This window comes from Desulforapulum autotrophicum HRM2 (assembly GCF_000020365.1).
Taxonomy (GTDB): Bacteria; Desulfobacterota; Desulfobacteria; order Desulfobacterales; family Desulfobacteraceae; genus Desulforapulum; species Desulforapulum autotrophicum.
The window spans coordinates 1,137,385-1,159,640 of record NC_012108.1 but is presented as its reverse complement, the minus strand read 5'-3'; the positions used below and the strand labels follow the sequence as shown (position 1 = coordinate 1,159,640).

The 22,256-nt window shown below is 51.7% G+C and carries 17 protein-coding genes; 9 read left to right on the top strand and 8 right to left on the bottom strand.

Going from position 1 to position 22,256, the window contains the following annotated elements; translation table 11 throughout:
* The first annotated feature begins 9 nt into the window (after positions 1-9).
* Both HRM2_RS04990 and HRM2_RS04985 read left to right on the top strand, forming a co-directional pair.
* Positions 10-1,167, top strand: a complete 1,158-nt coding sequence (locus HRM2_RS04990) for an iron-containing alcohol dehydrogenase (RefSeq protein ID WP_015902913.1) — start codon at positions 10-12, stop codon at positions 1,165-1,167.
* A gap of 45 nt (positions 1,168-1,212) precedes the next feature.
* A complete protein-coding gene (locus HRM2_RS04985) occupies positions 1,213-2,250 on the top strand; it encodes an NADP-dependent oxidoreductase (protein WP_015902912.1) in 1,038 nt (345 codons plus the stop codon).
* Between the two features lie 25 nt (positions 2,251-2,275).
* Here the strand turns inward: HRM2_RS04985 and HRM2_RS04980 are convergent, their stop codons facing one another.
* Positions 2,276-2,764 carry a DUF3124 domain-containing protein gene (locus tag HRM2_RS04980; protein WP_015902911.1) on the bottom strand — a complete coding sequence of 163 codons (489 nt, stop codon included), beginning with the start codon at positions 2,762-2,764 and terminating at the stop codon, positions 2,276-2,278.
* A gap of 296 nt (positions 2,765-3,060) precedes the next feature.
* Positions 3,061-4,152 (bottom strand): alkene reductase, encoded by a 1,092-nt coding sequence (locus HRM2_RS04975; protein WP_015902910.1) that lies wholly within the window; start codon positions 4,150-4,152, stop codon positions 3,061-3,063.
* 439 nt (positions 4,153-4,591) lie between these two features.
* On the opposite strand from HRM2_RS04975, the gene HRM2_RS04970 reads away from it, so the two are divergent.
* Positions 4,592-5,431, top strand: a complete 840-nt coding sequence (locus HRM2_RS04970; RefSeq protein WP_015902909.1) for a cytidylate kinase-like family protein — start codon at positions 4,592-4,594, stop codon at positions 5,429-5,431.
* Positions 5,432-5,522: 91 nt separating this feature from the next.
* Here HRM2_RS04970 and HRM2_RS04965 read toward each other — a convergent pair whose 3' ends face one another.
* The 6 genes from HRM2_RS04965 to HRM2_RS04940 all read right to left on the bottom strand — a co-directional run bounded on the left by HRM2_RS04965 (position 5,523) and on the right by HRM2_RS04940 (position 14,618).
* Positions 5,523-6,707 (bottom strand): MFS transporter, encoded by a 1,185-nt coding sequence (locus HRM2_RS04965; RefSeq protein WP_015902908.1) that lies wholly within the window; start codon positions 6,705-6,707, stop codon positions 5,523-5,525.
* Positions 6,708-6,768: 61 nt separating this feature from the next.
* Entirely contained in the window at positions 6,769-7,968 is a 1,200-nt protein-coding gene (locus tag HRM2_RS04960) for a M24 family metallopeptidase (RefSeq protein WP_015902907.1), read from the bottom strand.
* Between the two features lie 26 nt (positions 7,969-7,994).
* The gene (locus tag HRM2_RS04955) at positions 7,995-8,843 is read right to left on the bottom strand and encodes a 3-hydroxybutyryl-CoA dehydrogenase (protein ID WP_015902906.1); all 849 of its coding nucleotides are present in this window, start codon (positions 8,841-8,843) and stop codon (positions 7,995-7,997) included.
* 510 nt (positions 8,844-9,353) lie between these two features.
* Complete coding sequence (locus HRM2_RS04950) at positions 9,354-10,529, bottom strand: acetyl-CoA C-acetyltransferase (RefSeq protein ID WP_015902905.1); 1,176 nt, start codon at positions 10,527-10,529, stop codon at positions 9,354-9,356.
* 82 nt (positions 10,530-10,611) lie between these two features.
* Positions 10,612-13,887 (bottom strand): fused isobutyryl-CoA mutase/GTPase IcmF, encoded by a 3,276-nt coding sequence (gene icmF / locus HRM2_RS04945; RefSeq protein ID WP_015902904.1) that lies wholly within the window; start codon positions 13,885-13,887, stop codon positions 10,612-10,614.
* 77 nt (positions 13,888-13,964) lie between these two features.
* Positions 13,965-14,618, bottom strand: coding sequence for a TetR/AcrR family transcriptional regulator (locus HRM2_RS04940; protein ID WP_015902903.1), 654 nt, complete (start codon positions 14,616-14,618; stop codon positions 13,965-13,967).
* 258 nt (positions 14,619-14,876) lie between these two features.
* Between HRM2_RS04940 and HRM2_RS04935 the strand changes: the two genes are divergently transcribed.
* The 6 genes from HRM2_RS04935 to HRM2_RS04910 all read left to right on the top strand — a co-directional run bounded on the left by HRM2_RS04935 (position 14,877) and on the right by HRM2_RS04910 (position 22,095).
* Positions 14,877-16,025: an acyl-CoA dehydrogenase family protein gene (locus HRM2_RS04935; protein ID WP_015902902.1), complete on the top strand. Its 1,149-nt coding sequence runs from the start codon at positions 14,877-14,879 to the stop codon at positions 16,023-16,025.
* Positions 16,026-16,054: 29 nt separating this feature from the next.
* Positions 16,055-17,725: an AMP-binding protein gene (locus HRM2_RS04930; RefSeq protein WP_015902901.1), complete on the top strand. Its 1,671-nt coding sequence runs from the start codon at positions 16,055-16,057 to the stop codon at positions 17,723-17,725.
* 47 nt (positions 17,726-17,772) lie between these two features.
* Positions 17,773-18,537: an enoyl-CoA hydratase-related protein gene (locus HRM2_RS04925; RefSeq protein WP_332306307.1), complete on the top strand. Its 765-nt coding sequence runs from the start codon at positions 17,773-17,775 to the stop codon at positions 18,535-18,537.
* 3 nt (positions 18,538-18,540) lie between these two features.
* Positions 18,541-20,130, top strand: a complete 1,590-nt coding sequence (locus tag HRM2_RS04920) for an acyl-CoA carboxylase subunit beta (RefSeq protein WP_015902899.1) — start codon at positions 18,541-18,543, stop codon at positions 20,128-20,130.
* Between the two features lie 92 nt (positions 20,131-20,222).
* Positions 20,223-21,356 (top strand): beta/alpha barrel domain-containing protein, encoded by a 1,134-nt coding sequence (locus HRM2_RS04915; protein ID WP_015902898.1) that lies wholly within the window; start codon positions 20,223-20,225, stop codon positions 21,354-21,356.
* Between the two features lie 103 nt (positions 21,357-21,459).
* Positions 21,460-22,095: a helix-turn-helix domain-containing protein gene (locus tag HRM2_RS04910; protein ID WP_015902897.1), complete on the top strand. Its 636-nt coding sequence runs from the start codon at positions 21,460-21,462 to the stop codon at positions 22,093-22,095.
* Positions 22,096-22,256: the final 161 nt, after the last annotated feature.

Here is a 22,256-nt window from a genome sequence, read left to right as displayed (position 1 = left end):
GATAAACCCATGTTAGATTTCAATTTCCATAATCCGACCAAAATACTGTTTGGCAAGGGCAAAATAGCTGCTATCAAACAGCATATCCCTGGGAAAAGCCGGGTGCTGGTACTATATGGCGGCGGCAGTGTCAAAAAGAACGGTACCCTGAATGAGGTGTTTGCAGCCCTTGACGGATATACCCTGTTTGAATTTGGCGGTATAGAGCCCAATCCCTCGTTTGAGACATTGATGAAGGCCGTTGAAATGGTGCACAAGGAGTCCATTGATTTTCTCCTGGCGGTTGGCGGCGGGTCTGTCATTGACGGAACCAAGTTTGTTGCAGCCGCAGCCCTGTTTGAGGCAGACCCCTGGTCGATTATGGAACAGGGGGGTGCACCAATCCAAAGGGCCTTGCCCATGGGAGCCGTATTGACCCTCCCTGCAACGGGCTCAGAGATGAATTGCGGCGGCGTGGTAACACGCAAATCCATACAGGCGAAACTTGCCTTCCAGAGCCCCCATGTCTTTCCGGTTTTTTCCGTACTGGACCCTGAAAAGACCTATACCCTGCCGTTGCGGCAGATCAGCAACGGTGTTGTTGACGCCTTTGTCCATGTGGTCGAGCAGTACCTCACCTATCCGGTAAAGGCAAAGGTTCAGGATCGGTTTGCCGAAGGGTTGCTGCTGACCCTGATTGAAGAGGGACCTAAGGCCCTTGACAATCCAAAAGATTACGATCTTCGTTCCAATCTCATGTGGACGGCAACCCTTGCCTTGAACGGTTTGATCGGGGCAGGTGTGCCCCAGGATTGGGGCACCCACATGATCGGGCATGAACTCACGGCCATGCATGGCCTTGACCACGCCCAGACCCTTGCCGTGGTCCTGCCAAGCCTGCTGACCGTATGCAAAGAAAACAAACAAAAAAAGCTTGTCCAATATGCTGAACGTGTCTGGGGACTCAACCAGGGCGGTCAGGACCAGCGCATTGAACAAGCCATTGATTTTACCCGTCAATTCTTTGAAAAAATGCAGGTAAAAACCAGGCTGTCTGATTACGGCATCGGCAAAGAGAGCATCCCCGCCCTTGTGGCGCAACTTGAGGCCCATAAAATGGTACATCTGGGTGAAAGACGGGATATCACCCCTGATGTGAGCCAAAAGATCCTGGAACTGAGCCTGTAACCAGGACCAGCCATTGAAAAAACCCAGACAATAACGGAGGTTCTTATGTCACAGACAAAACAGCACAATCGCCAGATTCTCCTGGCAAAACGCCCCAAGGGCGCCCCTGTACCTGAAGATTTTAGTTTGGTAAAAGTCCCTGTGCCCGAACCTTCCCAGGGCCAGATGCGGCTTCGCACGGCGTATCTCTCCCTTGATCCCTACATGCGGGGCAGAATGAGTGCCGGGCCGTCCTATGCAGAACCTGTGAAGATAGGTGAAGTGATGGTCGGTGCCACAATATGCCGGGTGGAAGCGTCCCGACATCCTGACTACACGGATGGAGAGTGGGTGCTTGCCCATGGCGGATGGCAGGATTACGTCCTTTCCGATGGTACGGGCCTGACCCCATTAGGCCAAGCCCCTGAAAACCCCTCCTATGCCCTGGGGATTCTGGGCATGCCCGGCTTTACTGCCTACATGGGGTTGCTCGATATTGGCCAACCGGTAAAGGGAGAGACCCTGGTGGTTGGAGCGGCAACAGGGCCTGTGGGGGCAACGGTGGGCCAAATTGGAAAGCTCAAAGGATGTCGTGTTGTCGGCGTTGCAGGCGGCAGGGAGAAATGCAGCTATGCAAAGGAAGTGCTTGGTTTTGATGAGTGTCTGAACCACAAATCTTCAGATTTTGCACAGGCCCTGGCCCGGGCCTGTCCCAGGGGAATCGACGTCTATTTTGAAAGCATCGGGGGCAAGGTGTTTGATGCGGTCCTGCCACTTCTCAATATAAAGGCCAGAATCCCCGTGTGTGGTCTCATTTCCCAATACAATGCCACAGCCCTTCCCGACGGCCCGGACCGTTTGTCCAGACTCATGGGAACCATTCTGGTCAAACGTCTGAAGGTTCAGGGATTCATTATCTTTGACGATTATGGCGACCGGTATGACGAATTTGCCCGACAGATGTCCCAGTGGCTGGAATCAGGAAAGATCAAATACCGCGAGCACCTGATTGACGGGTTGGAGGCTGCACCCAGCGCCTTTATCGGTTTGCTGCAAGGACAAAATTTCGGAAAACTGGTCGTCCGGGTAAACGACCAAAACTAAAAGTAGTCCCAAAACAGAAACCCGGTTATTTTTTATCTAAAACAATAACCCGGCCCCGGGAGGTAAAGGAAATCCCCTGCTGGTTCTGGGTTCCTATCATAATGGCTTCAACGATCGGCGAATTAGCAGGAATTTCAGACGCCCACTCCACCATGAAGTTGGCACCTGATCCGCCGCTCTGGTCTTTTTCAGCAATGATATATCGATAGGATTCAAGGGGTTTCAGGATAACAGGTTTGTCTAAACATTTTTTCAAACGCTTTCCCTGGGTCTCGTAATAGTCAACGTGGTTGATCCTTATGGAATGATTTGGATCGATGTTTCGAACACTCAATGTGATCGTCAGCAACAAAAAGCGTTCTTTGTTTCCAATATAGATATGGGAATAGGATGGCACATAAATCATTTGCCCCCTGGACAACCCAGGGGGCTGGTCTGCAGAGATGGAAACATTCACAAAACTGAAACTGATTAAAAACAGTATTACCCACATCAAAAAAACTTTTTTCCCCATGCAAAATCTCCCCTCTTCAAATCACCATGTATTGAATCCAGTATCACCTTTTGGGTATTATCCCCTTTCTTGACAAATTTATCCACACCAATATTCTTTCAGCTCTGGATAAAGGTATGGGTTACCCGACGCCTCTACCCAAAGTTCTTTCAGGCCGATATTTCCGCTGATACAAAAAGACATGGAAAACAACGCCTGAACAGGATGTCACAGGGCACAGGGGGCATTCTGCATGGGAGCAAAGCACCCCTTGTATGTTGCTGCCAGCACTGAGAAAAACAACCGGTCATTTACGATCAAAGCGTTGGGTAATCCGTATAACCCTTTGACCCGGTGGTGTAGAATGTTGATTCATCCCAATGGGCGATATCTGCTTTGGCGGCAAATCGTTCAACCAGGTCAGGATTTGAAATATAGGGTTTCCCATAGGCGACCAGGTCAGCCATATTCTCATCAAGGACCGTGTTCCCTTTGTTTCGGTCAAAGGCAGTATTGATCATCAGCGTGCCCCGGTAAATCGGTCTGTATCGTCGCGCGATGTGAGGTTCAGCGCCAACCACGTCTGTGACGTCGTTAAACGGCTCTGACAAATGAAGATAAGCCAGATTGTAATCATTGAGCCTGGAAACGATGTAGTCAAAGGTGGGAATACTCTCTTCGTCCAGTGTCATGCCAAAGATGCCGTTGAGTGACGGGTTAAGCCGGACACCGATACGGTTTTCAGGAACGTGTTTTTTTACTTCTTCAATCACTTCAAAAAGGATCTTCGCCCTTTTTTCAATGGACCCGCCATATTCATCACCTCTCACGTTGGAGGTACGGCTGAAGAACTGGTGAAGCAGGTAACCGTTCGAGGAATGGATCTCAACACCATCAAAGTTTGCTGCCATGGCATTTTGAGCCGCTTTACCATAATCAGAGATTGTCTCTTTGATCTCGTCCAGAGTCATGGCCTTGGGGGTCACGGTGTCCTTGAAGCCCTGGGGCGTATAGGACTGGGAATTGGGATTCAATGCTGACGCAGACAGCGGCAGTTCACCATTGTGAAAATCAGGGTGGGACATGCGCCCCACATGCCAGAGCTGAATAAATATTTTTCCACCCCTGGCATGGACAGCCTTTGTCACTTTTTTCCAGCCATCCACCTGCTCCCTGGAATAGATCCCCGGAGTATTTATATACCCCACAGCCCGTTTTGAAATCTGGGATCCTTCGGTAATAATAAGGCCAGCCGAGGCTCTCTGGGCATAATATTCAGCCATGAGATCCGTTGCCACGTGGCCTGGATTGTCCGCCCTGCTGCGGGTCATGGGGGCCATAACTACTCGATTGGTCAGCAAAAGATCGTTCATCCCATAGGATTTCAATAAAGCCTGCTCTTTTTTCATTATGTTATTCCTTGTTCTGCAGTAGTTAAAAATTATATTATCATGGATGATCTATTCATGGGGTTCGATATCGCCCCTTCTGTATTCAAACAATATCACCCCTGCGTTGAGGATGTCTGTATGTGTTGTTTTTTATGGCAATAAAGATATGACCGGTCGTCTTATGTGTCAACCAATAAAAAAAGCTAAATCAGGTATGGACAAGATTTCATGCTACGCCCCTGTTGGTGGAACCGGAATCCGGGATTTTTTCGAAGCTGGCAGGGTCAAGCGACTCATTTTTTTAATCCCTGTTAAAAATCAGATATTACAAAGGATTGATTTTTTTCTACAACAAGCAGATAGTTATCTATGCTATAATAGTCATGTCCCTGCAGGTACAATATCACGATTGCTGAAAAATAATTGTGAAAACAACATCAACAGAAAGGAAGGATTCATGTCCATTATTACTATATCCAGGGGCTCTTACAGCCGGGGAAAAGAGGTTGCGGAAAAACTTGCCCAGCGCTTGGGCTATGGATGCGTCTCCCGGGATATCCTGCTTGAAGCATCTGATGAATTCAATATCCCCGAAATAAAGCTTGTCCGGGCCCTGCATGATGCCCCCCAGGTCATTGAACGGTTTAACAACGGCAAAAAACGATTTGTCAGTTTTATCCGTTCGTCACTGCTCCAGCATGTCAAAAAGGATAATATTGTCTACCATGGCCTTGCCGGACACTATTTTTTAGGCAACATTCCAGGCATCCTCAAGGTCAGAATCAATGCCGATATCAACGACCGGGTGTCAGAGGAAATGAAACGGGAAGATATCTCCCATGACCGGGCCCTCTATATCCTTAAGAAAGACGATGATGAACGTCGGAAATGGGGGCTTCAGCTATACGGAACAGATACCTGGGACAGCAGACTCTATGACGTGGTCCTGAACATCAAGACCATTACCGTGGATGATGCCATTGATATCCTGGTTAATCTGGTAAAAAAACCCGCTTTTCAGACAACCCTGGAATCCATGGAGGTGATCAATGACCTTGCCCTTGCAAGCAGTGTCGAAGCAGCCCTGGTAAAGATCGCACCAACGGTCCAAGTCACCTGCAACAGCGGAACCGTTTACATCGCCAGGGACAAAGAATCTGGTTCTCCAGGCAATGAACTTGCTGCCGTGATCAAAGAGGTTGCCATGGGCACTGACGGCGTCAGGGAGGTGGTTTTTCAGTTTAATCCAGCCCAGGAGCAAAATCACCATGTCAACCCGTTTCATAACATCGGATAGACAGTCTGACATAAACCACCGATCATGGGCAACAGATTCACCCATGATCGGAGCCCCATCCCCATGGGAGAATACAGGCACCCCTGAGAAATCAGGCAATGGTGTTGGAATTTTTCGCCCCATGGTTTCGCCGGTACAACACCACGCCCAGTAAAACCGCCTGGACAAGATAACAAAGGGCCAGCAGAGAAAAACCAGTGGCGGTTTTTAAGACCTTCCCGAATGATCCAAGCAACGGCGGAGCCAAAAAGAACCCAATCCCCCACAACAGGTAAAAGGTGCCGGACACGGTTCCCTTGAGGGAGTCCCCCACGCAGTTGTTCAACCATGCCAGGGCTGACACACAAAAGCCCCCGAGCCCGAAGCTTGCCGCAAAAAGCCATGAATAGATCTCCCATGCCCCCTTTCCCGGAAACATCCCAACCCCCATAAAAACCGCCATCAGACCAAGAACCATGGTCTTGCCAGAGCCATACCGGTCGGACAGGGGGCCGATGATGGCCTGTGACAGGCTTATGGCGACATAAAAAAGCATGAAAAACCATCCAATATCCCTATGGGAGAATCCCACATCCTGGATGAGAAATCCAGGCAAAACCGTGAGAAAGATGCCGTAACCGGCTCCGTAAAGAATAATGCCGCCGAACACGGCAAAGGTGGAAGAATTCTTGACCAGGGCCATGAACGCCACCTTGTCCACAGCACCTTCCGTAACGGATACCTTTCGATCCGGATTCTTGACTGCAACAAAGATGAGGAGCACTCCCACAAGGCCTGACAGGGCAAACAGCAGAAAGGATTCGTTGTTTACCCAGTATGGTGACACGAGAATACCTGCAGCGCTTCCAGCTGTCAGCCCCAGGTGAATGGACGCATTGTAAAGCCCGATAACCTTTCCCTTTGAACGGGGGTAAAGAATGGAGACAAGGGCCGGAGCAAGGGCCCACAGGGGCGCTTCCCCGATGCCCTGGAGCATTCGCCCGAAAAAGATCATTTCAGGAGTGTCTGAAAAACAGTAAAAAAGCCCGGATGCCGAACAGGTCAGATAGCCTGCCAAAAGAAATCTCCGGAATCCGAACCGGTCAGAGAGTCGCCCCATGGGAAACTGAAGCAGCACAAAGGAAACGGCAAAGGCCGAGGCCAGATAACCCACAGACTGTAAAGAACCGGTAAGGGCGATGATTTTTTGTGGAAGCAGGGGAACGATCATTCCGACCCCGAACATGAAAAAAAAGATTGCCACATTCAGCGCAATGATGGATCGGTGTTTCAGCATGAGTGTTTTTCCCGTGATTACAGATCTCTTTTCCCGTGATTACAGAGCGCCTTGATCCGCGCTATACCACAACCACATCCTCCTGGATGGAGGAAAGGGATTCAAGACCGGATGGTGTGACAACCAGGGAGTTTTCGATACCCACCACCCCCCTGCCCGGCAGAACCACCTTGGGCTCCATGGCAATCACCATATTCGGCTCAAGGATAAGGGTCTGGCCCTTTGCAATAAAGGGAAATTCGTCCAGCTCAAGCCCTATGCCGTGGCCGGTAAACCGGATTCTGCGATCTCCCACCCCCATGAAATTGGCTGCATATCCCCGATCTGCGGCAGCCGCAACCATGATCTCATACAACTCTCCTGCCTGGATACCCGGAATTCCCCGACATTTGGCAACATCCTGGACTTCAAGCATGGCATTGTGGGCCTTGAGCATGTCGTCGGGAAGTTTACCAATGGAGAAAATCCTGGCATGGTCCGACAGATAACCATCCAGGGCAAACACATAATCCACAAGGATGGGTTCGTTGCGACCGAGCCTTCGATGACCTGCCCCCTGGCCCGTTGCAGGTGAGGTACCACTTCCCCCGGTGGGCGAAGCCAGATAGCTTGGAACACCGCCTGAAGGCCCGCTCAACAAATGGCCGTAGAAAAGCTCGCTGCCCCAGAGCCTCATCTTGACAAGGCCCTGGTGCCCCAGACTCCTGGCATAGGCTTCAAGCTCTCCTGCCAGGGTGATCTCCGTCTTTCCAGGTTCAAGCAGTTCAGGCACCCGGGCTGCAAGCTTGTCAGACAGTGCTGCGGCACGGCGAATCATGGCGATCTCATAGGGAGATTTCACGGCCCTGAGCATTCGGATATCAATGGAGATGTCAACAATCCGGGCCGTGTCAAAGATCGAACGGTACTGAAAGAAAAGATTAGTTGGAAGGACATCCAGCTCCATTCCAAGGATTTTGGGCTTTGGATAACCCAGGGTTTCAAGGACCCCGGGGATCTTCTTTGGGCTGACAAGGTCAACTATTCTCTCCAAGGCAGATTCAGCCTTTGCCCTGACAAATTCCTTGAATATCATCAAGAGGGGCTGGCCTTCCCTGGGGACATAGAGCCAGCCCTGTTGATTGGTTCCGGTGAGATAGAAGAAATCAGACTTTTGAACGATGATTGCGGCATCAACCCCCCTCTTGTGGAGGAGCGCCTGGAAGGCTTGGATTCTGGGTTTGAGCTCCGCAACTGGAACGCCCCTTGTGTATTCCGTCATGATCATCTCCCCTATGCCCCTTGCCCCTAATAGTCGTAAAATCCCTTGCCTGTCTTTCTGCCAAGCCAACCTGCCTCAACGTACTTTCTCAGCAGGGGACAGGGTCGATATTTGGAATCCTTGAATCCATCGTACAGGGTTTCCATGATGGCAAGACAGGTGTCAAGCCCGATGAGATCTGCCAAGGCCAAAGGTCCCATGGGGTGGTTCATGCCAAGCTTCATGACCGTGTCAATATCCTCGACTTTGCCAACACTCTGGTAAACGCAGAAAACAGCCTCGTTGATCATGGGCATGAGAATTCTATTGGCAATGAACCCGGGGAAATCGTTGGCCTCGGCCGGGGTTTTACCAAATTTTTGGGACAGAGACCAGGTCGTCTGAAAGGTCTCTTCGGATGTGGGCAGCCCCTTGATTACCTCCACAAGCTTCATCACGGGCACAGGGTTCATGAAGTGCATGCCAATCACCTTGTCGGGCCGTTTTGTCCTGGCCGCGATTCTGCCGATGGGAATGGACGAGGTGTTGGTTGAAAGAATGGTGTGGGGCTTGCAGAACCGGTCAAGATCCTCAAAAATCTTAAATTTAAGGTCTTCCCTTTCAACGGCCGCTTCGACCACAAAATCCACCGCTTCCATGGCACCCAGATCGGTTGTGGTTGTGATCCTTCCAAGGATGGCGTCACGCTCGGCAGGTTCAAGTTTTCCCTTTGACACGCTCCGGTCAAGGTTCTTTGTGATGGTGGCCATACCTTTGTCGCAGAACTCCTGCTTGATATCGCTCATGAGAACCTTGAGGCCGCTTGTTGCAGCCACCTGGGCAATGCCGTTGCCCATCTGCCCTGACCCAATGACGCCAAATCCTTCAATTTCCATGATTTCTCCTTTTTTTTTTATATGAAACACTCACCGAAGCATTGTAACAGAGGCGTTTCATCATTCGTTGTAGCCGGTGAAGATACCTCGCTCCGGCCGTGCCGGTTATATGAAACACTCACCAAAGCATTGCAAACAGAGGCGTTTCATCATTCGTTGTGGCCGGTGAAGATACCTCACTCCGGCCGTGCCGGTTATAAGAAATTCCTGTCGAAACATCATTATGAAAACCTCGACTTTCGAGCCCTCTTTGGTTTCCCTGACCGGAACATTGTAAACCAAAGGGGGGTAGAAATTTTGCCCTTCCAGACGTTAAGAAGCGCAGGCTGTTTGAGGACTTTAACCCGCAGTTCCTGCGCTTTAGTCTGGAAGGGCAAAATCCCCCCCGACGTTTACCGTTCCGGTCAGGGTAACCAAAGGGGGGCGGAATGGTACTATCGCCTGCCCGGTATCATCGTGTTTCATCATTCGTTGTGGCCGAGAGCAAATACTTCGCTCCGGCCGTGCCGGTTATCGGTTGACTACCATTGCCACAGCCTCTCCACCGCCAAGGCAGAGAGAAGCTAGACCCGTCTTTAAATCCCGACGCTGCATTTCATAGAGCAAAGTGGTAAGCACCCTTGCCCCGCTTGCACCAATGGGATGGCCCAGTGCCACGGACCCGCCGTTGACGTTCACCTTTTCAGGATCAAGCTCAAGCACCTTGTTGATACCAGTGGAACTGCCGCTGAATGCCTCGTTGATCTCAAACAAATCCACATCCTGGAGGGTAATGCCTTCCTTGTCAAGCACTTTTGGGATGGCGTAAATCGGTGCCATGAGCACGTACTTCATATCAATCCCAAAGGATGCCTGGGCACCGATTTCAGCCAGTATGGTGCAACCAAGGGCCTTTGCCCGTTCCTGACTCATTACCACAACGGCTGCGGCCCCGTCGCTGATAATGGAGGCGTTACCGGCCGTTCCCATGCCGTCCTTCTTAAAGGCGGATTTCATCCTGGAAAGGGCCTCAAAACTCGTCTCCTGGGGACATTCATCCGTGTCAAAAATTTTTGGATCGCCCTTTCGCTGGGCAATTGTAACTGGAGAAATCTGATCCGCAAACCGACCCATTTTAATGGCCTCACACGCCCTGCGATAGGATTTTGCTGCAAACCGGTCCTGATCTTCCCGGGAAACATCCCACCGCTCGCAGCAAAGCTCGTTGGACATGCCCATGTGGAAATCATTGACAATATCCCACAGCCCGTCATGGACCATGTGGTCCTGGATGGTACCCGGCCCCATGCGATGCCCCCACCTGGCCTTTTCCATGTAGTAGGGTGCCATGCTCATGGTTTCCATGCCCCCTGCAACCACCACATCGGCATCCCCGCACTGGATGGCCTGGGCTGCAAGCATCACGGCCTTGAGGGAAGACCCGCACACCTTGTTGATGGTGATGGCTTCAACCGCCCAGGGAAGCCCCGCCTTGACGGCGGCCTGTTTGCCTGGATTCTGGCCGTATCCGCAGGGCAGAACCAGGCCCATAATGCACTCGTCAATGATCTCTTTATCGATGCCGGCCCGCTCAATGGCCGCATTAATGGCATGGGCACCCAAATCTGTGGCACCTGTCGTGCTCAAACTGCCGCCAAAGCTGCCCAGGGGAGTCCTTGCCGCACTGACTATTACTGCCTTTTTCATGTTTTCTCCTTGTGTGGGTCAGGCAGATCCCATTGCTTGAAACTCAAACCTTGCCCCGGTAATCTGCCCTTAGTTTATTCAGTTACATGTTCCGCCGGTACTTGCCGCCCACATCGTAAAGGGCCTGGGTAATGGTTCCAAGGGAACAATGCTTTACCGTCTCCATGAGTTCAGCAAACACGTTGCCGCCGTCAAGGGCTGTCTGCTGGAGCTTAACAACGGCGTCCAAGGCCTCTTGTCCATGGCGTTCCTTAAAATCGGCAAGACGCTTGAGCTGATCGTCCTTCTGCTCGGTTGTGCCCCGGGAAAGCTCAATGCAGGACATGATCTCGTCATAGTTGGCTTCCGGGTCCTGGAAGGTGTTGACTCCCACAATGGGTAGATCTCCAGAATGCTTCCTAAGCTCATAGTACATGGATTCTTCCTGGATCTTGCCCCGCTGGTAGCCGGACTCCATGGCGCCGAGGACACCGCCCCTTTCTGTGATGCTGTCAAACGCCTTGAGCACGGCCTCTTCCACAAGGTCGGTGAGCTCGTCCACGATAAAACTGCCCTGGAGGGGATTTTCGTTCTTGGCAAGGCCCCACTCCCGGTTGAGGATGAGCTGGATGGCAAGGGCCCGACGGACCGATTCGCCCGACGGGGTGGTAATGGCTTCGTCAAAGGCGTTGGTGTGAAGGCTGTTGCAGTTGTCATACACGGCGCACAATGCCTGGAGGGTGGTCCGGATATCGTTGAACTGGATATCCTGAGCGTGGAGCGATCGGCCCGAGGTCTGGATATGATACTTGAGTTTCTGGGAACCTTCCTTGCCCTTGTACAGGTAACGCATGGCAACGGACCAGATCCTTCTCGCCACCCGTCCCATGACAGTATATTCGGGCTCCATGCCGTTGGAAAAGAAAAACGACAGGGACGGGGCAAAACTGTCAATGGCCATGCCCCTGGAAAGATAGTACTCCACATAGGTGAACCCGTTGGCCAGGGTCAGGGCGAGCTGGGTAATGGGGTTGGCACCGGCCTCTGCAATGTGGTAACCCGAGATGGAAACCGAATAAAAATTTCTGACGGCGTTGTCAATAAAGTACTGCTGGATATCGCCCATCATCTTTAATGCAAACTCAATGGAGAAGATGCAGGTATTCTGTCCCTGATCCTCCTTGAGGATATCGGCCTGAACCGTTCCCCTGACCGTTGAAACGGCATACTGACGAATCTCGGCAGCCTCGGATGCCGAAGGTTCCCTGCCCTTTTCGCTGCGAAACTTGTCCATCTGCTGGTCAATGGCCGTATTCATGAACATGGCCAGCATCATGGGGGCCGGGCCGTTAATGGTCATGGAAACCGAGGTATTCGGGGCGCACAGATCAAACCCGCTGTAGAGCACTTTGACATCATCCAGGGTACAGATGCTCACCCCGGAGGTGCCGATTTTACCGTAGATGTCCGGCCGGGTGTCAGGATCCTGGCCGTAGAGGGTTACGGAATCAAACGCCGTTGAGAGTCTCTTTGCAGGATAGCTTGACGATAGAAACCTGAACCGCTTATTGGTGTCGGCAGGACCGCCTTCGCCGGCAAACATTCGGGTGGGATCCTCATCCACCCTTTTCAGGGGAAAAACACCCGCCGTGTATGGAAAACTGCCCGGTACATTCTCTTTTCTCATCCACTTGAACAATTCACCCGGATCCTTGTATTTGGGGATACACACCTTGGGAATCTTGGAGTGGCAAAGGGAGACGGTTGAAAGGGGCAAACGTATATCTTTGTCCCTGACCGTATAAACAAGTTCATCCTGATGGTATGCTTCGTTGATTCCATCCCACTGGGCGAGAAGATCGTCCGTTTCACCGTCAATTTTGTCGTTGGCTTCGTTGATCGATCGCTTAAAGGTCTCAAGCATTGCTCCGATATCATCGGACAGGGTCTCTTTAAGCTCTTTTTCCGTTTCCGTCAGATGCCATCGTTTTCGCAGGGCATCGGCCTGTTCGTCGGTTTTTTTATGATAGTCCCTGACCGTATCGGCGATCTCGGAAAGATAGCGGGTCCGCTCGGACGGAATAATAATGGTTTTTGAGCTAGACGTCTTGGTGCTGGTCCGTCCAAGACCTGACTCATACACCACCCCTTTATTCCGGGCAAGCAGGTCCAGAATCCCGTGGTAGAAGGCCGTGACCCCGTCGTCGTTGAACTTGGAGGCGATGGTGCCGTAAACAGGAAGGTCGGCAGCATCGATGTCCCAGGCCTTTCTGTTTCTCTGGACCTGTTTTCTCACATCCCGCAGGGCGTCTTCGCTGCCCCGTTTTTCAAACTTGTTGATCACCACGATATCTGCGTAGTCGAGCATGTCAATCTTTTCAAGCTGGGAGGGGGCACCGAATTCCGCTGTCATCACGTACACGGAGAGATCCACAAGATCAATGATCCTGGAATCACCCTGGCCAATGCCTGCGGTCTCGGCCAGAATGATGTCATATCCTGCGGCCTTGACCACCTCAATGGCCTCGGCAAGGGATGCCGGAAGCTCGGACTGGGCTTCCCTTGTGGCAAGGGATCGCATGTAGACCCTTCCGTTTTCAATGGAGTTCAAGCGGATTCTGTCGCCAAGAAGGGCGCCCCCGGTCTTTCTTCTCGAGGGATCGCAGCTCAAAATGGCGATGTTCACATCCTTTAAATCCATGAGCATCCGGAGGATCAGTTCGTCGGTCAACGACGATTTGCCTGCCCCACCCGTTCCCGTAAGACCAATGACCGGCGGGTTTTTATCGTTCCTGATCTTTGCAAGTCCGGCCAGTATGGTCGCAAGGGAACCGTCGTTCCGCTCTTTGGCGTTCTGGACCGCAGTGATGAAATTTGCCGTTACATACTTCTCGTCAACATTAAGCCGTCCATAGTCAAGGCGCTCAAAATCCACCGTGGAAAAATCCATGGTTTTGATCTGGTCGTTGATAATCCCCTGAAGTCCGATCCTGGCGCCATCGTCCGGCGAATAGATCCGGGTGACGCCATAGGCGTGGAGTTCCTTCATCTCCTCCGGAACAATGACACCGCCACCGCCACCAAACACATGGATGTGGGAGGCGTTATTCTCCCTCAACAGATCGACCATGTACTTGAAATACTCAACATGGCCGCCCTGATAACTTGAAACGGCAATACCCTGGGCATCCTCTTCAATGGCCGCCTCAACTACTTCCCTGGCCGACCGGTTATGACCAATGTGAATCACCTCGGCACCCGAGTCCTGAAGCATCCGTCGCATAATGTTGATGGATGCATCGTGACCATCAAAAAGGGCGGTGGCTGTAACGACCCGCACGGCATTTTCAGCCCTGTAAATGTCTGCTATCTGCTCCATTTTATCTCCTTTTTGCATATCTGCGGGCTGAACCTCCTTGCCCCCCATTTATCTTTTATAGTTTTTGGATCGGATCTTCAGGCAATCAACCGTCCAAGAACAAAATCGGTCTGATACTCTATATATTCATCTATGGTAAAATGTCGTGCAAGATCCCAGCGCCTGAAGGCCCACATATGGCCAAGCACCGAAATATTGTGGGCAAGCATGGTAACGGTCTTTTCCTCGACCAACGGGAAATCGACCTTGCCCGAAAGTTTATTGATCACCTGGACAAAAATATCTGTAATTCTTAACTCATTTTCAAGGGCCCGGATCTGCCATTTTTTGGGAAGGAACTGGGTTACCTGGTACATCAAAAGCACATGGTCAGACATGCTGTCGCATACGTGAAAATACTCCCGAATCACCTCAGCCAGGGTCTCTTTTCCCCTGACTTCGCCGGAAAGTGTCGCTTCCACAGCCCTTTCCACCTCGGCATGGATGGCCTCACACACGAGGTAAAGCACATCCTCCTTTGACCCCACATACTCATACAGGCTTCCAATGGAAAACCCTGCAGCCTTTGCGATCATCCGGGTGGTGGTCTTGTGGTAACCATGCTCCACAAAAAGATGCACGGTTGAATCCACAATCTGCCGCCTTCTTTCAACCACAAGTTCAGGATTTTTTATCTGGGTTGGAACTTCGCTTTGATCTTTCCTTATTTCTTTCAACTCACCTTTTTTCAAACTCCAGGTCTCTCCCTTTTAATTATTTACCGCCAATGCCCAGCCCAATTGAACGAGCGCTCGGTCATATGTTTTCTGATACATGAGCAAACCCATGTTGTCAAGGTTTCAAAAAAACATTTGACAAATTTCAATCAACAAATATAGTATCATTCATAAATAGACTGAGCGCTCGTTCGCCCAGGACTGAAATCTAAGATTATCACACCTGGGACTGCTAAAACAAACGATTAACCACAAAAATAAGGAGGAGGCAGGGTGAATTTTGACCTTACGAAAGAGCAGCAGATGATCCGAAAGGAGGTTAGAAAATTTGCCCAGAAAGAGATTGCCCCCATCGCAGGGGAGCTTGACGAAAACGAAGAATTTTCCGTTGAGCTGACTCAAAAAATGGGAGAAATCGGTCTTTTTGGCATGTTTGTATCCGAGGCGTATGAGGGACAGGGCATGGATTACCTTTCCTATATCATTGCAGTGGAGGAAGTCGCAAGGATAGACGGCTCCCAGGCCGCAACCATTGCCGCAGGTAACTCCCTCGGCATCGGCCCCCTCTACTATTTTGGTACTGAAGAGCAGAAGCAACGCTACCTGCCCCCCCTGTGCCGCGGTGAAAAAGTGTGGGGATTCGGACTAACTGAACCCACGGCAGGTTCTGATGCCGGCGGTTCGAGGACAACGGCCGTACAAGACGGCGATGACTGGGTAATCAACGGATCAAAAATCTTCATCACCAATGCGGCCTGCGACATGACCCTGGGTGTCACGGTACAGGCCAAAACCGGAATCAGAGACAATGGAAAGCCAGAATACACATGTTTCATCGTCGAGGCAGACACTCCAGGGTTCAAAGCCGTTCCCATGCACAAAAAAATGATGTGGCGGGCATCCAACACGGCAGAACTCTACTTTGACGATGTCAGAGTACCCAAGGAAAACATCCTGGGAAAAAGGGGCGACGGGTTTCACCAGATGCTCAAGACCCTGGATGGGGGACGGCTCTCCATCGGTGCCATGGGACTTGGCGGGGCCCAGGGGGCCTACGACCTTGCCCTTGCCTATGCAAAGGAAAGACAACAGTTTAACCAACCCATCTCAAAATTCCAGGCCATTGCCTTTAAACTTGCAGACTGCGCCATGGAGATTGAATGTGCTCGAAACCTCATGTACAAGGCGTGCTGGCTGAGAAGCGAAAACAGGCCCTTTGAGCGCGAAGCCGCCATGGCAAAACTCTACTGCTCGGAACTCATGGGCCGGGTTGCCAACCACGCCGTCCAGATCCACGGGGGATACGGCCTGATGAAAGAGTACAATGTGGAACGGTTTTACCGGGACCAAAAACTTCTGGACATTGGAGAAGGAACCTCTGAAGTCCAAAGACTGGTCATTTCAAGATATATCGGGTGTTAACCATTAATTTTTTTGGGGGGGACAAAGAAATGCAGAAACCGGAGATCAAGGTCGGCGAAACTACCATCGGTAACATCGTGGATATTCTGGCGGAAAACATTGGTGACAACAGCGGGCTTGAGTACAACTCCCTTGGCATAAAATACACCTTCAAGGAGTTCAGGGGAGTCTGCGACAAAGTTGCCAAGGGCCTCATGGCCCTCGGCATCCAGCGGGGTGAGAAAATCGCCATCTGGGCCAATAATGTTCCCGAATGGGTCTACACCCAGTATGGCAGTGCACGCATGGGAGCCGTCCTTGTAACGGTCAACACAAGCTACAAGAGTGCCGAACTTGAATATCTGCTCGAACAGTCTGACTCAACCACCCTGATCCTCATGGGCGGGGTAAGAACCCCCGACGAATACATAAAAACCATCAACAAGGTATGCCCGGAGCTCAAGGACTCTGAACCGGGTAAAACCAAGTGCAAAAAACTCCCCTTTCTAAAAAACCTCATCTATCTTGGTAAGGACAAGATCCCGGGCATGTACAATTGGGACGAAATCATGGAAATGGGCAAGGCCGTATCAGACGATGATCTTCAAAAAAGGCTGGCAAGCCTTGAACCCGACGATGTAATCAACATGCAGTACACCTCTGGAACCACGGGTTTTCCCAAGGGGGTCATGCTCTCCCACACCAACCTCATCGGCAACGCAAAAAGCATGGCCGAATGCATGAACCTCACCCCGGACGATGCCATGTGCATTCCCGTTCCCTTTTTCCACTGTTTTGGCTGTGTCATCGGCACCTTGTGCTGCATGGTATCGGGCGCCACCATGGCCCCGGTGGTGGCATTTAACCCTGTGGATACGCTTAAAACAGTGGAATCGTCCAAGTGTAACGCCCTCCTGGGTGTTCCCACCATGTTTATTGCAGAATTTGAAGAGATGGACAAACACAGCTATGACACCTCCAGTTTGAGAACAGGGGTCATGGCAGGCTCCACCTGCCCCGTGGAAGTGATGAAACGGGTGATCAAGGACATGGGCGCAAAGGAGATGACCATTGTTTACGGCCAGACCGAAGCATCCCCCGGCATCACCCAGACCCGTGACCACGACAGTCTGGAGATCAAAACATCCACGGTGGGATGTGCCCTTCCCAATGTTGAGGTAAAAATCGTCGATCCCGTCACAGGCGATGAAATGCCCAGGGGCAAGCAGGGCGAACTGTGCTCCCGGGGCTACCATGTGATGAAGGGCTACTATAAGATGGAAGAGGCAACAAAGAATACCATTGACAAGGACGGCTGGCTCCACACAGGCGATCTTGCCGAAATGGATGAGAACGGTTACTGCAAGATCACGGGCCGCATCAAGGACATGATCATCCGGGGCGGTGAAAACATCTACCCAAGGGAGATCGAAGAGTTCCTTTATACCCATCCCAAGGTCAAGGATGTCCAGGTGGTCGGTATTCCCAGCGAGAAATACGGTGAGGAAGTTGCCGCATTCATCCAGGTCCGGCCCGGTGACAAATCAACAGCTGAAGAGATCAAGGAGTTCTGCAAGGATCAAATTTCCTATCACAAGATACCCAAACACATCTTTTTCGTTGACGAATACCCCACCACTGCCAGCGGTAAAATTCAGAAATATAAACTCAGGGATTCGGCAACAAAGGAGCTTAAAAAGTCGGGGGAAGTCCTCATTTAACTGACACGGAGTAAAAAAATACGCTTATGACTATCAACGACCTATTATTGACACAAGAAAAACCCGGTGTTGTAATCCTCACACTCAACCGGCCGGCAGCAATGAATTCGCTTAACTTTGCCATGCTCAACCAGGTTCGGGACGCCTTGGATGACCTCCAGTACCGGGATGATATCCGTTGCCTGATTATCACAGGTGCAGGAGAGCGGGCCTTTTGCGCAGGTGCAGACCTGAAAGAACGGGCCACCCTGTCCCAGAACGAAGTAAAGCGGTTTATTTTCACCATCCGGAACCTCTTGACCTCGATCCAGAACCTGAGTAAACCCGTTATCGCAGCCGTCAACGGCATCGCCCTTGGCGGCGGAACCGAACTTGCCCTTGCAGCGGATATCAGGATTGCTTCAACAACGGCCGTTATGGGACTCACGGAAACAAGGCTTGCCATTATTCCGGGCGGCGGCGGCACCCAGCGACTACCACGGATCATCGGGGTTGCAAAGGCAAAGGAGCTTATATTCACGGGTCGCAGGGTTACTGCTGCCGAGGCCCTTGAAATCGGCCTTGTCAACCAGACCTGTGCGCCTGAAGAACTCCTTGACCATTGCCTTTCCATGGCAGAAATGATCAAAGAGACCGGGCCCATTGCCGTTGAAATGGCAAAGTACGCCATCAACCAGGGCATTGAAACCGATCTTGCAACGGGTCTTGCCATTGAGTCCAATGCCTACCGGGTGACCATCCCAACGGAAGACAGGATCGAAGGGCTGACCGCTTTCAGGGAAAAACGCAAGCCTGTCTATAAGGGGAGATAAGTCATGGGCGAAAACAGAACACACTGGGCGAACGAAGAACTCAAACTGGACGAACGCCTTTACGAAGCCACCTGGCCCGGGGGTCAGAAGGCCGTTGACAAGCTTTCAAAAAACAACAAGCGGCCGGTCCGCGAACTCATCAACGAACTCATTGATCCGGGCACCCAGTTTTTTGAACTCTCAATGCTGGCTGGCTTTGGTATGAATTATCCGGGAGTGCCTGATGTCCCCTGTGGCGGCATCGTCACAGGGGTCGGCAAAATCCACGGCAACTGGACCATGGTCATCGGCAACGACTCCAGGGTCAAGGCAGGCACTTATTTTCCCATCACCCTAAAAAAGCATATGCGGGCCCAGGCCATTGCCGACACCTGCGGTTTAAACTGTGTCTACATTGCCGATTCCGGCGGGGCTTTTCTGCCCATGCAAATCGATGTATTTCCCGACGACCAGCACTTTGGCTCACTTTTTTACAACATGGCCAAGATGTCGGCCAAGGGTCTGAAGCAGATCACCCTGAGCACCGGGGGCAACACGGCCGGCGGTGCCTATATCGTGTTCATGGCCTGCCAGTCCATCATGATCGACAAACAGAGTTTTTCCTTCCTGGGTGGCCCTCCCCTGGTGAAAATGGCCCTTGGCGAAACCATTACGGCGGAGGAGCTTGGAGGAGCCAGAACCCACACCGAAATATCAGGCGGGGCCGACCACTTGTGCAGCGATCAGTCCGAAGCCGTTGCCAGGGTCAGGGATATCCTCTCCATGGAAAAACCCCAGGCCATAAACCTCCACCAGTACCAGGAGCAGCCCCCTGCCGTGGAACAGGACAGCATCTACGACCTCATGCCCGTCACAGGAACCCAGGGCATTGATGTCAAAAGCATTATCCATACCCTTGCCGATGCAAGCTTTTTCCAGGAGTACAAGGAAAACTATGCACCCGGCAGGGGAGACAACATTGTCACGGGCAAGATCCGCATCAAGGGCCTGCCCGTGGGGGTCATTGCTTCCAACAAGGTAGGCATCATCTTTTACGAGGCAGCCCGCAAGGCAACCGAATTCATCGTCCGCTGCTCCCAGGAGAAAATCCCCCTGCTCTTTATCCAGAACGCACCCGGATTCATGGTCGGATCAGATTCAGAGCACATGGGCATCGGCAAATACGGATCGGACATGGTAAGGGCTGTTTCCTGCGCCCAGGTGCCCAAGATTCAGCTGGTGATCGGACCGGATAACGGGGCTGCTAACTATGGCATGTGCGGCAGGGCCTACAAGCCCCACTTCCTGTTTTCCACCATGCGGGCAAGGACTTCGGTCATGAGCGGCAAGAGTGCAGGCGGGGTGCTTCTCTCCATTGAAGAGGCCAAGAGCAAACGTTCGGGCAAACCCATGTCAGAGGAGGAAAAGGAGGCGTTCCGCCAGAAAATGATTGACAAGTATGACGGCGAGGCCCACCCCTTTTACTGCGGCGCACGGCTGTTGACCGACAGGGTATTAAAATTTTCTGAAATCAGGGAGTGGCTGGCCATGGGATTTGAGGTGAGTATGCTCAAACCCGTGGGAGAACCATCCTTTGGGAACTTCAGGTTCTAGGCCGTTGGCCTGAATCAAACCCTTTACACCCGACATTTTGTGCCCCTGTATCGGACGACTGAACAAAAGACAACCAATGGGAGACAACGACCATGACAGAATATGATTACTGGAAAATCTTTCCAAAAATGCCTAAAAAAGTAACCATCGGAGACATCACCGTACGGGACGGATTCCAGCACGAGGAGAAATTCATCTCAACGGAGGCTAAAAAGTTCTACCTGGAAGAACTGATCTTTGCCGGTTGCCGGCACATTGAGGTAACCAACCTTGGCAATCCCTATCTCATGCCCCAGTTCAGAGATGCAGAGGAATTGTTGACCTACCTAAAGGGGGATCTGTTCAAGAAAAAATGCACTAAACGGGGAATCGACACCAACGACATCTCACTCACCTGCATCACCATCAGGGAGCCTGCCGTTGACAGGGCCATTGAACTCAAGAAACAGGGTATCGGACCCGACCGTATCCTCATGATGGTCTCCACCGAAGAACAGCACCATTTTGCCAATTCAGGCACCACCCTTCCCAACTACTGGAAGGAGGCAGAACGCAGCATCAAGAAATGCAACGATGCAGGAATTAAGATGTGCGGCACTGTGAGCACCATCTGGGGCAGTCCCATTGGCGGTGCAACAGACATGCGGGACGCCGTAAAATTTGCCAAGCGCTGGCTTGACATCGGTGCCCATGACGTTGAACATGCCGACCACGATGGCAGCGCCTCCGCAGCCCAGGTGTACCGCTATTTCTCCATGGTGCTCGATGCCCTTCCCGACCCCAGACTTCACATTGCCCATTTCCACGAGACCAAACGCATGGCATCGGCCTCAATTCTTGCCTGTCTCCAGGCCGGCATCATCAATTTTGAGGCAACCCTTGGCGGCCTTGGGGGCCAACCTGCAAACTTCCTTGACGACTGCCCCATCAAGGGCACGGGCGACTACTACTATGACGATCCAAGGTATGTGGGTCTTGTCTGCCTGGAAGACACCCTGGTGCAGGTTGACGAAATGGGCATTGACCATGGCTGGGATGTTGACCGGGTACTGTGGCTGGGTAAACAGCTGGAAAGAACCGTGGGCAGACGTCTCAGGAGCGAAGCTGTTCTGAACGGCAGAACCCTCAAGGAGGGCCACATGCAGTTTGCAAGACCCGGCCTTGCAAAGCTCAAGGAGAAACTTGGCGAAAAACCGAACCAACTGCTGCCTGAGGGTTGGGAATAAAACCAATTGACCTGGGATGGTTAGACCTGTAACCATCCCTGTAACAGATCCAACAAAAAGAGGAATGGATAAATCTTCAACCAGACAAGGCCCAGGAGAGACCATGGAAAAAGATAAAAATTTGCCCCACATAAATGTAGACTATTTTGAAAATCTCACCGGAGAAATCAAACCCACAGCCCCGGGTGAAGTAGATGAAGTGGGGCTGCGCATTAAGAATCTGAGGGAGAAGAAAGGGCTCTCCATCAAAGAGGTTGCAAACCTTACCGGCTTTGACAGCCAGCGGCTCGAGGACATCGAGAATGGAAAAATTCAGCCCCAGTTGGGAACGGTGATGAAATTGTCCAGGGCCCTTGACTCTGCCCTGGGCCGACTTGTTTCAGGCGTTGGTTCCCAGCTCTATTCCATCACCCGGAAAAATGAGAGAAAAAAAATCTCCCGGTCCACCTCCCAGAAGGAACAGAAAAACCTCTACTCATACATGAGTCTTGCCCCGGAGGTCCAGGGCCGCCACATGGAGGCCCTCATCGTTCAACTCGAGGAGAACCCGGACAAAGAAATCTCCGTTCACAACGGAGAGGAGTTCATCTATGTACTGGAAGGGGTGGCTGAACTCTCCATTGGTGGCAAGACCTATGACCTGGAGCCAGGGGACTCGGTCTACTACCTTTCAACCACCCCCCATCTGATCATGGGTAAAAACGGCAGGGCCACCATACTTGCCGTACTCTACGAATAACCGGCATGGCCGGAGCAGGATATCTGCCCTGGCCTCAACGAACAATGAAACGCCTCTGATGGTGATGCCTCGGCAACTGCTTCAGACAAATAACCCAATCGGGGTCAGACTTACCTTGTTGTCATTATTAATAGCCCATTAGAGGTCAGGCTGGTCTTGTT